The organism is Parabacteroides sp. APC149_11_2_Y6, assembly GCF_054506995.1.
Genome location: NZ_CP173709.1, coordinates 3,101,830 through 3,115,933, shown reverse-complemented (window position 1 = coordinate 3,115,933; position 14,104 = coordinate 3,101,830). Strand labels below are relative to the sequence as shown.

Below are 14,104 nucleotides of genomic sequence, written 5' to 3'. Positions count from 1 at the left end.
ACTATTAGATTTTATTTTAGATTTCTTTTTCTTTCACTTTATTGGTATCTGCTGCCGGAGCGGCTTCTTTCCGGGGAGGGAAATTCAATTCATGGATTGCTCCGGTCGGGCATACGGCTACACATTTACGGCATAAGCGGCATTTTGTGTAGTCTATATAAGCGAGGTTGTTTTCTAATGTGATAGCTTCGAACGGACATTCTTTCACGCATTTTCCACAACCGATACATGCGTTGGCACATGCTTTTTTGGCGATGGCTCCTTTGTCTTTATTTACGCAGCTAACGAAAATACGACGGGATTTAGGACCTTTCTTGCGCAACTCGATGATGTTTTTCGGACAAGCTTTTACACAAGCGCCGCATGAAGTACATTTATCTTCTTCAACTTCTGCGATTCCTGTAGCCGGGTTGATGTGAATGGCATCGAAGTTACATACCGTAACACAGTCGCCGTAACCTAAACAACCGAATGTACATCCGGTTTCGCCTCCATATAAAGTGGATGCGATACTGCAACTCTGTACACCGTCATATTGGTTGGTACGAGGACGGACTTCACAGGTACCGTTGCAACGTACAACAGCTACCATCGGTTCTGCACTTGTAGCTTCTTTTCCTAATATAGATGCAACCGTACTCATGACAGGGGCACCTCCTACCGGGCAAAGCAAGCCTTCGAGGCTATCTGCTTTTACACAGGCAGCAGCGAAACCTCCGCATCCGGGATAACCGCAACCTCCGCAGTTCGCTCCGGGCAATGCCTCCTGGACCTGTGCGATACGCGGGTCTTCGTATACTTCAAATTTTTTGGATGCAGCATATAAGAAAACCGCTCCGATTGCTCCGATTGCTCCTAATGAAATAACCGCTATTAAAATCATGATATTTTAATGATTAAGTTTCTTTAAGGTGAATATAAATTGTTTTTTTAGTTTATCGCGTAAAAAGTATAATATGCAATAATAAGGAATTAAGAGCAGTAATCCGGTTAATCCGCTTGTGGTTTCTTCCCATTGCATACTTGTACCTGCTGCAATTGCCCCGACCACAATAATGAGCGGGAGAACAAAAGCAAGAAATACAGCCTTTAAGCCAAGCGAGCTCCGGCCGCAAAGTTGTACTTCTTCATTCACATGAAATTTTCCGGAATTGTCAGGAACTTCAATAATCTTTTCTTTGCTTTCGGAGGCCGCACACATGCTTTTGGCATGGCATCCGGAGCAAGCAGATTGCTGGATAATTCTGACGTAGACCGTTCCACTGTCGATCTTTTCTATAATTCCGTTATGACTGATACTTTCGCTCATATTTGTAATCTCGACATTGCAAAACAGAGGCAAAAGTAAGTAATATTTGGATATTATGACAGGATTAACAAAGTTTATTATGAAAAAACCTCAAGTCAATCTTACCATTTGTAATTAAAGCCAAAGCTCAATAATTCGTTGATCTGGAAATAGCTGTCGAAATCAGGCTTTTTATCTACTGCATCATCGAAACGGATGTTAAGTGATATATTGGTAGAGAAGAACCTGCTGATCGCCAGTGTCACTCTATTCTCAAATTCTCCTAATCCACGGTCGTAGCTGGTAAAATAGTAGAAACGCGAATACCAGCTTATATTCCTGTTAATCTGGAATGTCGTTGTGGCATTGATTGTCGAACCGAACTGGCTTAGCTTATGGGCAAATTCGCCGGTCTCCGGATCTTTTTTGAAACCGTGGCGACCCAAGTCAATTTCTTTGTCCACACTATACATATATGTATATGAGATAGGAGCAAGGTTGACGGACAATGTCAGGCTTTTATGACGTTTGGCAAATTTCTTATCCAAGTCGTATTTCATACCGAGACCTAAGTTGACACTGAATGGAGAAAGGAATGCCGCTTGTTTCTGCATGGAGTTCTCCTTATAGTTTTTGAATAACTGGGTCTGGAATGTAGCATCGAAAGTATAATACCATTTGTTGAAGGCTCTATACCCGAAGTTGCTGTGGATACGCAACATGTCATCACCCACCTTATAGTCGTGTAATGTATCTTTCGGAGCCGTGAAAACATTCGTTTTTATTTCCAGTTCGTTGACAAATTGGATTTTGTCCTTATTGTAATTATAGGCAAAATATTCACGGTTTGTCAGGTTCCACGTGCTTACACCTCCCTTATGCCAGTTGGGGGATATATAGTTTTGTGCCAATTGGATTGCACTCTCGAAATGTGAAATCCAGTAGCGTCTTTCCGGAATGAACTTGGCAGGTCCGGTTACATCGCTGAAGTCGGCATCGTTATTTACTTTGATTAATTCCGGTTCGTAAGTCGTTTTCTTGATGAAGTGTGTCTGTACGATGTCGCTTGGCAGATCCCGTTCGGAATAACGGAAATACTGCGGATAATTCAAGCGCACATAGTTATATGCCATGTCTTCCAGTTGGCGGTCTATTTTATAATTCTGGAACAATGTCGTATCCGGTTTGAATACGGAATATTTATCATTTTGTTTTTCAAGGAAGTCCGGGTCGTAAAGCAGCAGGTCCTTGGCAAACAACCCTCCTTTGAAATAGATAGGGATAAATAGCGGATTGACAATCATTGTATCCTGGAACGTTATATTTTCATCGAATTTGCTGGAAGGATCACGTACCCAGTTTACCCAATATAATGCCTCGGGAGATAGGGACGCTTCTTCATTTTTCTTTAAAAAACGCAGTAAATTTTTACTTGGAGTTGCAGGAGTCGTATAAGCTCTGTTCTGTTTTTCGAATTCAGTCCGGAGATCCGGAATTTTTTCCAGTTCTGCCGGGTCTAATTCTACACGAATGAGTGTGTCGGCCTGTTCCACTACAGCTTGCTTATTAAGCTGTTCGTTATCGATAATTTGAATATCTTGTGCACCTGTTCGGTTACAGAATAACAGTATAATAAATAATCCTAAAAATGATCTTTTAGCAAACATAGTATCTTTTTACATGAATTAAATATATCCGTCGCAAAAATAGCTAAAAAGTATGAGATAACCAATCTTTCAGTGAGAATCTGACCGCTTCGGAACCCTCTTGGATGATAAAAAAGGTGAACACCCACCAGGGATGCAACCCCTGTTTTCAAAACATAGGTGTTTTGCATTCGAAACATGTATGTTTTAAAATCAAAACACCTATGTTTTGAAATGCACTCTTTCGGGCGTTGTTTTTGTCGGTACGGGGTTATGCCGTATCTGTATATTCATAGTTATGGTTTTTCCAAATCATAACTATGAATTTCAAAAACCATAACTATGATCCGGTAAATCCGTATGGAAAGGAAAATACCGGGTAGCCCTTGTCATGTGGATGAAAATAACTAACTTTGCAGTTTTGAAATGTAAGAGTGTAATTACAGATAATTAAAATATTACTATCGTGGCAGATACAAAGTACATCTTCGTTACGGGCGGCGTAGTCTCTTCTTTAGGTAAGGGGATTATCGCAGCATCATTAGGTAAATTACTTCAGGCAAGAGGTTATAAAGTTACCATTCAGAAGTTTGACCCCTATATTAATATTGATCCGGGTACGTTGAACCCGTATGAGCATGGGGAATGTTATGTAACCGTAGACGGACATGAAGCGGATTTGGACTTAGGACATTATGAACGTTTTCTGAACGTTCCGACAACCCGGGCAAATAATATTACTACCGGACGTATTTATCAAAGTGTAATCAATAAAGAACGTAAGGGCGACTATCTGGGTAAAACAGTACAGGTGGTTCCTCATATTACCGATGAAATCAAACGGAATGTAAAATTGCTGGGAAGCAAATACAAATTTGATTTTGTGATTACCGAAATTGGCGGGACCGTTGGCGACATCGAATCTTTGCCTTTTATCGAAAGTGTCCGCCAGCTGAAATGGGAACTTGGAAAGAACTGTATTTGTGTGCATCTTACTTACGTTCCTTACATTGCGGCAGCAAAAGAATACAAAACAAAACCGACACAGCATTCGGTAAAGCAATTGCAGGAACTGGGTATACAACCGGATGTCCTGGTATTGCGTACGGAGCACCTGTTGAGCAACGATTTGCTTCGTAAGGTGGCTTTGTTCTGTAACGTGGCGGAAGACGCTGTTGTCCAGTCTGTCGACGTACCGACAATCTATGAAGTTCCATTGGTTCTGCAACGTCAGAATATGGACGTTACTATCCTGAAGAAGATGGGACTGGAAGTTGGTCCTACTCCGGAAATGAAACCGTGGCGCGAGTTCCTGAAAAAGAAATCGGATGCAACGGAAACCGTGAAGATAGGTTTGGTGGGTAAATATGTAGAGTTGCAGGATGCTTATAAATCGATAGACGAATCGTTGCTGCAGGCTGCTATCTATAACGACCAGAAACTGGATTTGCATTTGTTCCATTCCGAAAAGCTGAATGACGGCAATGCCGCGGAACTGTTGAAAGATATGGATGGTATCCTGATTGCTCCCGGATTCGGACAAAGAGGTATCGACGGTAAATTTGCCGCTTTGAAATATGCCCGCGAAAATGATGTGCCTTGCCTGGGTATTTGTTTGGGTATGCAATGTATGGTGATCGAATATGCCCGCAACGTATTGGGCATGGCGGATGCAAACTCTACGGAGATGGAACCGAATACTCCTTATAAAGTGATAGACTTGATGGAAGAACAGAAGAATATTACCAATATGGGCGGTTCGATGCGTTTGGGTGCTTATGATTGTATGTTGCAGAAAGGTTCCAAAGCTTATCAGGCCTATGGAAAGGAACACATACAGGAACGCCATCGCCATCGTTTTGAATTTAATAGCGAATATAAATCCCAATTCGAAGCTGCCGGCATGAAATGTACGGGTGAGAATCCGGAAACCGGTTTGGTAGAGGTTGTGGAAATACCTGAATTGAAATGGTTTGTCGGTGTTCAGTTCCATCCGGAATACAACAGTACCGTAGTAAATCCTAACCCGCTTTTTGTGAGCTTCGTAAAAGCTGCAGTTGAAAATAAAAAATAATAATTTTAGATGGATAAAAATACAATAATAGGTTTTCTGCTTATTGGAGTAGTATTAATTGCGTTTACCTGGTTGAATAAACCTACTCCGGAACAGGTGGAAGCACAGCGCCGGATGCAGGATTCGCTTGCACAGGTGGAGTTGGCAAGGCAGCTTGAACTGAAGAAAGAAGAGAGTGCGGCTACAAAAATGGATGATTCCTTGGAGAACCTGCCTGATTCGGTGCGGGTTGCCCGCTTGCAGACTAATTTCGGCGTTTTTGCCGAAGCAATGGCAGGCGAGGATGGTTCAACCGTCCTGGAAAATAATTTGCTTGAAATCCGTGTAAGCAATAAAGGTGGACGGATTAGTTATGTCCGTCTGAAAGAGTATGATAATTATAAGGAAGAACCGCTGGTCCTGTTTGATGAAAACGATTCGAAGTTTGATTTTACGTTGGTGACGGCGAATAATCGTGTAGTCAATACCAGTGAGTTGTATTTTACTCCGGTAAAAGGTTCCGACCCGAATAGCGTGACGATGCGCCTGAATACAGGAGAAGGCAGTCACCTGGATTTTATCTATACAGTAAAGCCGGACAATTACATGGTAGAATATACCATCAAAGGTACCGGATTGAACGGTGTATTATCTCCGGGAACAACCTCTTTGGATTTGTCTTGGCAGCAGAAAATCACCCAGCAGGAAAAAGGACGTAAGTTTGAAGACCGTTATGCCACAATTTATTATAAGTTCATGGCTGACGATGTGGAATATCTGAGTGAGACGAAAAACGACAGCAAGCAGGTTTCAAACCGTTTGAAGTGGGTGGCTTACAAGGATATGTATTTTTCTTCAATCCTGATTGCCGGCAACGAAGGTTTTGAGTCTACTACATTGGATTCGAAAATGATGCCGGAAGATAGTCCTTTCCTGAAAGATTACAAAACAACGACCTCTGTGCCTTTCGACCTGAAAGGGAACGAGGCTACAAACCTGCGTTTTTATTTCGGTCCTAACCAGTTCTCTTTGTTGAAGTCTTTTGATGAAGGCATTTCCAAAGAAAACCAGCTCGATCTGGAAAAGATCGTTCCGCTGGGATGGGGTATTTTCCGTTGGGTAAACCAGTTCTTTGTAATTCCTTTGTTTAATTTCCTGGGACAGTTTATCCATAGTTACGGTTTGTTGATTTTCCTTCTGACGGTAATTGTTAAATTGATTCTGTTCCCGTTGACTTACAAATCTTATATGTCGTCTGCCAAGATGCGTGTATTGCGTCCTCAGGTGGAAGAACTCAATGCTAAATATCCAGGACAGGACAAGGCTGTGGAGCGTCAGCGTGCAACGATGGAATTGTATAGCCGCGCAGGAGCCAGCCCGATGTCAGGTTGTGTCCCTATGTTGCTGCAAATGCCTATTTTGATTGCGTTGTTCATGTTCTTCCCTTCGGCAATCGAGTTGCGCCACCAAAGTTTCTTATGGGCACACGACTTGTCTACCTATGACGCGATAGTAAGCTGGAACACCTATATTCCTATTATCACTCCGTATTTTGGTAACCACATCAGTTTGTTCTGTTTGTTGATGACCATTACGAACATTGTATATACGAAGTTCAATATGGACCAGACCAATACGGGGCAGCAGCAGATGCCGGGTATGAAGGCGATGATGTATCTGATGCCGGTGATGATGTTGGTATTCTTTAACCAGTACGCATCCGGTTTGACTTACTATTACTTCATTTCGACTTTGATTACCATTGTGCAGACTTTGATCTTCCGTTATACAATCAACGAAGACAAGTTGCTGGCTAAACTGGAAGCGAACAAGAAGAAGCCCCAGAAGAAGTCCAGTTTTATGAGGCGTCTGGAAGAAGCCCAGAAAGCACAACAGGCTCAGTTGGAAAAACAGAAACAACAGAGAAAGAACAGATAACAACAGCTGTTTGATAAGCATAAACAAAAAAAGAGAAATTACTCGTTCGGGTAATTTCTCTTTTTTTATGGAATAAAAAATATTACTTATTTAACCGGAGGAAAGCAAGAGCCTTTTCCATATCTTCCGGAGTATCGATGCCGATTGTTTCGAGGTCGGTAATGCCCACTTTGATTCTGTATCCGTTTTCAAGCCAGCGAAGCTGTTCAAGGCTTTCGGCCAATTCCAGTGGGGACTGGGGCAGTTGGGTTATCTCTTTTAGCGTATCGGCGTGATAGGCATATAAGCCGATGTGTTTATAATAGGTATGGTTCGGCAGCCATTCGGTATAATTTTTCCCTCTCATGTATGGAATGACAGAACGGCTGAAGTACATGGCTTCATTGTTTTTATTCAATACGACTTTCGGAGAGTTTGGGTTAAACAAGGTAGTTTCAAAATCCCCGTCCGGGCTGAATGGTTTTACCAATGTGACAATTTTTACGCTGCCATCGGTAAAGCAAGCTTTTATTGTTTCGATTTGCTTAGGTTGTATAAACGGTTCGTCTCCCTGTATGTTTACTACCACATCATATCCGTTTCCTACTTTGGTGTATGCTTCGTAGCAACGGTCTGTCCCACTGCGGTGTTGGTCGGATGTCATTACGACATTCCCCCCGAAAGCCTTCACTGCAGCCTCTATGCGGCCGTCATCGGTCGCAACGCATACGGCATCCAGTACGTCGCTTACTTGCTCGTAAACGCGCTGTATCATCGGTTTGCCCGCCATATCGGCAAGAGGTTTGCCCGGAAAACGGGTGGACGCATAACGTGCCGGTATTATTCCTATGAATTTCATCTTTTATATGTATTTAATTAGTTACAGGTTTGCCTTCGCTCAGCCGGAGTACTTTTTCATGTTCGCCTACAATCCAGACGATATCGCCTTCCATGAATACGGTGGTCGGCTCGGGATTTTTGATGGAGGTAGCGCCTCTTTCTATACCGATAACGAGGCAGGCTGCCTTATCTCTGATTCCGGATTCCAGAATGGTCCGTCCAATCAGATGTGAACCTTCTGCTATAAAGAACTGCTCGATGTTTACCTCTTTGGATTCCTGAATGGAAAGCTGCTGGCTTCTATACCGTTCTTCAAGATATTTGCGGAAATGTTCCAGGTCGCTGTCAGCACCTACTACAACCAGTTTATCGAAGGGATATAACCGTTCCGAACCTCCGGGGATATTGATACGCCGGTTTCCCCGGATGATAGTGACTACATTCACATTGCATTTCTGCCGGAAATTGAGTTCCTTTAATGTTTTGCCCATACTGGGTGAATTTTGTTTTACTTCAAAGTCGGCAAGGTGAAGGTCGCGTTCCAGCATATGGTTGGCAAAACGTTGGTTAATGGGGGCATTCTTTTCTTTTTCCAGTTCGCGTGCCGTCAGGTTGGTGAAGAAATGGCGCTCCATAAGGATGGACTGTTTCTTAAGCCGCTTGGAAAATATGACAATGGCTATTACCGAGCCTGCGATAGCCAGCATAATACCGGCCGCAATATTCAGCAATTTGGCAACGGGCAACATCACAAGCCCGATACATAGTATGATACGTAATATAATCAAAGAAACCAAAGGACCCCGGTTGTATTTGTTATCCTGCCATAATTGCTGGAATTCTGCGGAATGGTTCTTCTTCATCATAATGGCACGCAGCATCGGTGCAATAAGTAGCAATATGATGAGAAGCGATAGAATATTCCCTTGGATGCCATGTATTTCCTTTGTGATAACAGGCGAGATGAATTGAAGCCAGATAAATATCAGCACCAGGGTAACGGCAGTATAGGTGCCGACAATGCGGAGAAGGGCTTTCAGCAGCTTGTTCCAGGCACTTTTTTGCCGGATGGTATTGGAACCGGATGAGTACCGTTCGATAAACTTCCTCCACGATACCGGAATAATGCGGTCGGCAACCCGGAATGCGGGTTCTGCTACCCGTATCATGTAAGGAGTAAAGAATGTGGTGATGACAGATACGGCGACAACAATCGGATACAGGAAGTTGCTGGTTACGCCAAGCGTCAGTCCTAATGATGCGATGATAAAGGCAAATTCTCCGATTTGAGCCAGTGAGAAACCGGACTGTATGGAGACTTTAAGGGATTGTCCGGATAGGAGCACCCCGAAACTTGCAAATATGATTTGCCCTGCCATTACGACAACGGTCAGGATTAAAATCGGAATCTTGTATTGCCAGAGTAATGCCGGGTCTATTAGCATGCCGACGGAGACGAAGAAAATAGCTCCGAACAAGTCTTTCACCGGTTTAATCAGGTGGTCTATATGCTCCGCCTCAATTGTTTCTGCAAGGATAGACCCCATGACGAAAGCTCCCAATGCCGATGAGAAACCGGCTTTTGTCGCAATCATAACCATCCCCAGGCATAGGCCGAGGCTGACAATCAGCAATGTCTCGTCATTCAGCAATTTCTTTGCTTTCTTAAGGAAAGAGGGGATGAGGTAAATGCCTATCACAAAACAGAAAAGCAGGAATACTCCGAGTTTGACCACACTGTTCAGCAACTCCATGCCTTCTACATGTTTACTGACAGCCAGAGTGGAAAGCAATACCATCAGTAAAACGGCGAAAAGGTCTTCGACAACCAATATGCCGAATACAACCCCGGCAAAGCGTTGGTTTCGTAAGCCCAAGTCGTCGAATGCCTTAAATATGATGGTAGTGGAAGACATGGAGAGCATTCCTCCGAGAAAGATGCTGTTCATATGTCCCCAACCCAGCAAAAGCCCGATACTGTACCCGAACGTCATCATCCCGATTACAACCGTGATGGCTCCGATAACGGCTGTACCGCCCACTTTCATTAGTTTCTTGAAACTGAAGTCGAGTCCTAAGGCAAACAGGAGGAATATAACACCTATATCCGCCCAGATCCGGATACTTTCGACGTCTGTTACTGTCGGTATTTGTTCGATGGAGGGGCCGGCAAGGATACCGGCTACAATATACCCGAGGACAACCGGTTGCTTCAGTTTCTTGAAAAGCAAAGTGACCAGTCCGGCAGAAATCAGAATCACTGCCAGATCCGAGATGAGTGTAGGTATCTGAGACATGCTTTCGTTGTTTTTCTGTTGGCAAAGTTATGTATTTATTTTAATTTTGTCCGACAAACAATCTGCCAAAATGAAGAAGAAACATCCGATAGAAGCGTTGATAGAGCAGGGAGAACACCAACAACTGGATTTTAAGTTTGAAGTGAGCGACAGTAAGAAGATAGCCCGTACTTTAAGTGCATTTGCCAATACGGACGGCGGCCGTTTGCTGATAGGTGTGAAAGATAATGGAAATATATCCGGTATCCGCAGTGAAGAAGAATATTATATGATAGAGGCAGCTTCGAAAATGTATACCCGTCCGGAAGTCCCGTTCGAAGCAACCCGTTGGGATATAAACGGCAAAACGGTCCTGGAGGTTTATATAGCCCCCAGTCCGGATAAACCGCATTCCGCTCCTGATAAAGACGATAAATATAAGGCGTATATCCGTGTAGCGGACGAAAATATATTAGCGAATGATGTATTGGTACTTGCCTGGCAGAAGAAACATAAACAAACCGGGACGCTCCTGAAAATAAGCAAGCCGGTGGAAAGCCTGTTCGCTTATCTGGAAAATCATCCGTTTATCAATATCAGCCAGTTTTGCCGTGTCGGCAGAATCAATCATTATGTGGCGCGTAGTATATTGAGCGACCTGCTTGCAATCAGTGCCTTGCAATATGTGGTTGTAGACAAGCGCATCATGTATAAGCGGGTTCCGGAAACATCCCAAACCTGAGAGGGGGCTTTATTCCCCCTCGACATATACTTGTGCGTTTTCAAAACGGATGACTTTGATTTTTTCCCCTTTCTCGATAAATCCGGACTCGGATACGGCATCGTAAAATTCTCCGTCTATAATCACTTTGCCGGAAAGGCGCAATACGGTTGCCGCTATGCCTTCTTTTCCTATTAATGAAGACAGGTCGGGACTTGAAATCGCATCTTCGAGGTCCTTGTTCAATGCGACTTTCCGGAAGATACCCCGGTGTCCTATCTTATTGGAAAGCCATATGACCAGAACAAAACCGAGAACCAGGCCGATTAATACAATAAAGACCGCTTCGCCTAAATCTTTCCCGCTGACCTGTTCGAAATCAAAATCCTTGTTATCCAGCAAACTCATGGTCAATCCGCCTACCACCAGGACTATGCCGCTTATGCCCGCTACTCCGAAGCCGGGTATGATGAATATTTCTGCCGCAATCAACAGGACGCCAATGATGAAAATTAAAATTTCCCAGTTCGCCGCAAGTCCGTCGAGATATAAAGGAGCGAAATAAAGGATGGCGGCAACTAAAGCGGCAGCCGATGGGAAGCCTAATCCCGGAGTCTGCATCTCAAAATAAATGCCTCCTATAATAATGATAATAAGCAGGGACTGGAGGACAGGGCTCATTAAAAAGCCTTTCATGTCATCGTACCAGCTAGGCTGGTAGGTTTTCATTTGGTAATCTTTGTATCCGATATATTGGGTGATAACTTCGTCCGGCGTTTCGGCTATGCCGTCGCAATATCCCCATTTCAGGGCTTCTTCGGCTGTGAGGGTCAGTACTTTTCCCGTATCGACCAGATTCGGTATTACAATACGTTCGTCGACCATCGCTTCGGCAATTTTCGGATCGCGTATCCACTTGTAGATTGTATCCCTTCCTTGTATAATCGTGTCTTTTCCATGAGCTTCGGCTGTAGAACGCATCATCGACCGCATATAGGACTGATATTTGTCGGGCATGGCACTGCCTGTTTGGTTTACGACTGTTGCAGCCCCTATATTCGCTCCTTTTCTCATATATATCTTTTTGCCGGCGATAGAGATAAGTGCTCCCGCCGAAGCGGCATTATTGTCAATGAATATATAAACAGGGATAGGATTATATAAAATTGCAGTACGCATGGAGTCGGCAGCATCTACCTGCCCGCCATATGTGTTCAGATGGATTAATATGGCATCGGCTTTCAGCGAATCGGCTTCCGATAATCCGTTACGCAGATAGATTCGTGTTGTGTTATCTATCTCTTTTTGTATATTTATCTTGTAAACTAAAGGCTGGTCTTTTGCTACTGACATAAAAGAGGTTAGCAGTAGCATCATGATCATAAGGAGGAATGCGTGTTGTTTTGTCATGTTACTTTTTCTTTATAATAAATGTACTTGATTTCAAATTATAACTTGTTGTTGTAAATTCTGTAATTATGACCGTTCGAAAACTTGTAAATGTCGCTCATTTTCAGTTTGATTTGTTATAAATATATTAAGTTACGATTTTTAATATTAATAATCCTCAAACAAGGTAGAAATTAAAATAATCTTGCTACATTTGTAATGTCCTTCAAGCGAAAAATGAAAGATATTAACCGGTATTAACCTTCATAAAAAACAACTTAGTATGAATGCTTTGCAATTTCAGAAAAAATTATTGAGCATGCAAGAAAATATGATGAATTTTGCTTTAATGCTCACAGCGAATCGGGATGATGCGCAGGATTTGATGCAAGATACAACTCTCAAAGTTTTAGATAATCAAGAAAAGTTTGTTGATAACATTAATTTTAAGGGCTGGGTCTTGACCGTAATGCGCAATATCTTTATAAACAATTATCATAAAATTGTGCGCACACAAACTGTAGTCGATCAAGGTGTTGATTTATACAATTTGGATATAGTAAATGATTCGGGTTTTGATTCTCCTGACGGAGCTTATCAAATCAAGGAAATAACGAAAGCGATTAACAGTCTGAATGATGAACTTAAGGTTCCGTTTTCAATGTTTCTGAGTGGTTATAAGTATAATGAAATAGCTGATAAACTATGTGTGCCTCTGGGTACGGTAAAGAGCCGTATATTCTTTGCCCGTCAAGAGTTACAAAAAGTTTTGAAAGATTTTCATCAGGGATAAACCTTTATTAAAAATTATATAATACGAAAAAGCGGGAATGTCCGGAAGGATATTTCCGCTTTTTTTAGTTTCATAAATACAAGATACTTAAAGAATAAATCGTTACTTTTGGCGCAAAATTCGGAAAAACAATGAGAAGTTTTGCAAGTGACAACAATTCAGGGGTGCATCCTCTGGTTTTAGAAGCTGTGATAAAGGCCAATGATAACCATGCGGTAGGCTATGGGGACGACCCCTGGACGGAGGCTGCTACAGCTAAGATAAAAGAAGTGTTTGGTGATGAAGCATCGCCTTTTTTTGTTTTTAACGGAACCGGTGCAAATTCAGTGGCATTGCAGGCTGTTACCCGCCCGTTCAATAGTATATTATGTGCTGAAACAGCTCATATAAACGTGGATGAATGCGGAGCCCCGGCAAGAATGACAGGGTGTGCGGTGGTTCCGATTGCTACCCGGGATGGAAAACTTACGCCTGAGCTGATTCGCCCGCATCTTCACAATTTCGGTTTTTGCCATCATTCGCAGCCGAAAGTTGTTTATATTTCCCAGGTTTCCGAATTAGGTACAGTGTATACGATAGAAGAGGTGAAAGCAATAGCTGATTTACTTCATTCTTATAATATGTATCTGCATATGGATGGCGCCCGCCTGGCCAATGCCTGTGTGTACCTGAATTGTTCCATGAAAGAAGTAACTGTGGATGCCGGAGTGGATATCCTGAGCTTCGGCGGTACCAAGAACGGGATGATGATGGGAGAAGTTGTTGTTTCTTTCCATTCTGAAATTACTGAAAACCTTCAATATTACAGGAAACAGTCAGCCCAGTTGGCATCAAAGCTCCGTTATCTTTCCTGCCAGTTTATTCCTTATCTTGAAAACAATCTTTGGCAGGAAAATGCCCGGAAAGCAAATCATATGGCTCTTAAGTTGGTGGATGTGTTGAAACAATATCCGCAAATCAAATTCACACAAAAGATAGAATCCAACCAGATCTTCTTTACGATTCCTGCCGGGCCGAGAAAGAAATTGCAGGAAAAGTATTTCTTCTATATGTGGAACGAAGGGGCGGATGAAGCGCGTCTGGTGACTTCTTGGGATACGTCGGATGAAGATATCGCTGCGATAGAACAAACTCTTAAAGAGATATTCTGATTGTATGCATAAGCTTTTGTTCTGAAAAGT

Annotated in this window: 11 protein-coding genes; 5 read left to right on the top strand and 6 right to left on the bottom strand. The window is 42.8% G+C overall.

What is annotated here, in order from left to right; genetic code table 11:
- Positions 1 to 16: 16 nt before the first annotated feature.
- From ACGE0T_RS12935 to ACGE0T_RS12925, 3 genes are all read right to left on the bottom strand, one after another.
- Positions 17 to 883, bottom strand: coding sequence for a Fe-S cluster domain-containing protein (locus ACGE0T_RS12935; RefSeq protein WP_459187044.1), 867 nt, complete (start codon positions 881 to 883; stop codon positions 17 to 19).
- 6 nt (positions 884 to 889) lie between these two features.
- Complete coding sequence (locus tag ACGE0T_RS12930) at positions 890 to 1,309, bottom strand: SoxR reducing system RseC family protein (RefSeq protein ID WP_459187043.1); 420 nt, start codon at positions 1,307 to 1,309, stop codon at positions 890 to 892.
- A gap of 101 nt (positions 1,310 to 1,410) precedes the next feature.
- Positions 1,411 to 2,955 carry a DUF3078 domain-containing protein gene (locus ACGE0T_RS12925; RefSeq protein WP_459187042.1) on the bottom strand — a complete coding sequence of 515 codons (1,545 nt, stop codon included), beginning with the start codon at positions 2,953 to 2,955 and terminating at the stop codon, positions 1,411 to 1,413.
- A gap of 445 nt (positions 2,956 to 3,400) precedes the next feature.
- Here ACGE0T_RS12925 and ACGE0T_RS12920 point away from each other — a divergent pair, with 445 nt between their 5' ends.
- Together ACGE0T_RS12920 and yidC are read left to right on the top strand one after the other, a co-directional pair.
- Positions 3,401 to 5,008, top strand: coding sequence for a CTP synthase (locus ACGE0T_RS12920; RefSeq protein WP_459187041.1), 1,608 nt, complete (start codon positions 3,401 to 3,403; stop codon positions 5,006 to 5,008).
- Between the two features lie 9 nt (positions 5,009 to 5,017).
- Positions 5,018 to 6,925, top strand: a complete 1,908-nt coding sequence (gene yidC, locus ACGE0T_RS12915) for a membrane protein insertase YidC (RefSeq protein ID WP_459187040.1) — start codon at positions 5,018 to 5,020, stop codon at positions 6,923 to 6,925.
- 82 nt (positions 6,926 to 7,007) lie between these two features.
- Here the strand turns inward: yidC and kdsB are convergent, their stop codons facing one another.
- Positions 7,008 to 7,763, bottom strand: coding sequence for a 3-deoxy-manno-octulosonate cytidylyltransferase (gene kdsB, locus ACGE0T_RS12910; RefSeq protein ID WP_459187039.1), 756 nt, complete (start codon positions 7,761 to 7,763; stop codon positions 7,008 to 7,010).
- 13 nt (positions 7,764 to 7,776) lie between these two features.
- Positions 7,777 to 10,041 carry a cation:proton antiporter domain-containing protein gene (locus tag ACGE0T_RS12905; protein WP_459187038.1) on the bottom strand — a complete coding sequence of 755 codons (2,265 nt, stop codon included), beginning with the start codon at positions 10,039 to 10,041 and terminating at the stop codon, positions 7,777 to 7,779.
- Between the two features lie 70 nt (positions 10,042 to 10,111).
- Between ACGE0T_RS12905 and ACGE0T_RS12900 the strand changes: the two genes are divergently transcribed.
- Positions 10,112 to 10,762: an AlbA family DNA-binding domain-containing protein gene (locus ACGE0T_RS12900; protein ID WP_459187037.1), complete on the top strand. Its 651-nt coding sequence runs from the start codon at positions 10,112 to 10,114 to the stop codon at positions 10,760 to 10,762.
- Positions 10,763 to 10,771: 9 nt separating this feature from the next.
- On the opposite strand, the gene ACGE0T_RS12895 is transcribed toward ACGE0T_RS12900, so the two are convergent.
- Positions 10,772 to 12,124, bottom strand: coding sequence for an NfeD family protein (locus tag ACGE0T_RS12895; RefSeq protein ID WP_459190467.1), 1,353 nt, complete (start codon positions 12,122 to 12,124; stop codon positions 10,772 to 10,774).
- A 289-nt stretch (positions 12,125 to 12,413) separates the two neighbouring features.
- Here ACGE0T_RS12895 and ACGE0T_RS12890 point away from each other — a divergent pair, with 289 nt between their 5' ends.
- Both ACGE0T_RS12890 and ACGE0T_RS12885 read left to right on the top strand, forming a co-directional pair.
- A complete protein-coding gene (locus ACGE0T_RS12890; RefSeq protein WP_459187036.1) occupies positions 12,414 to 12,923 on the top strand; it encodes an RNA polymerase sigma factor in 510 nt (169 codons plus the stop codon).
- A 131-nt stretch (positions 12,924 to 13,054) separates the two neighbouring features.
- Positions 13,055 to 14,074, top strand: coding sequence for a threonine aldolase family protein (locus ACGE0T_RS12885; RefSeq protein WP_459187035.1), 1,020 nt, complete (start codon positions 13,055 to 13,057; stop codon positions 14,072 to 14,074).
- Positions 14,075 to 14,104: the final 30 nt, after the last annotated feature.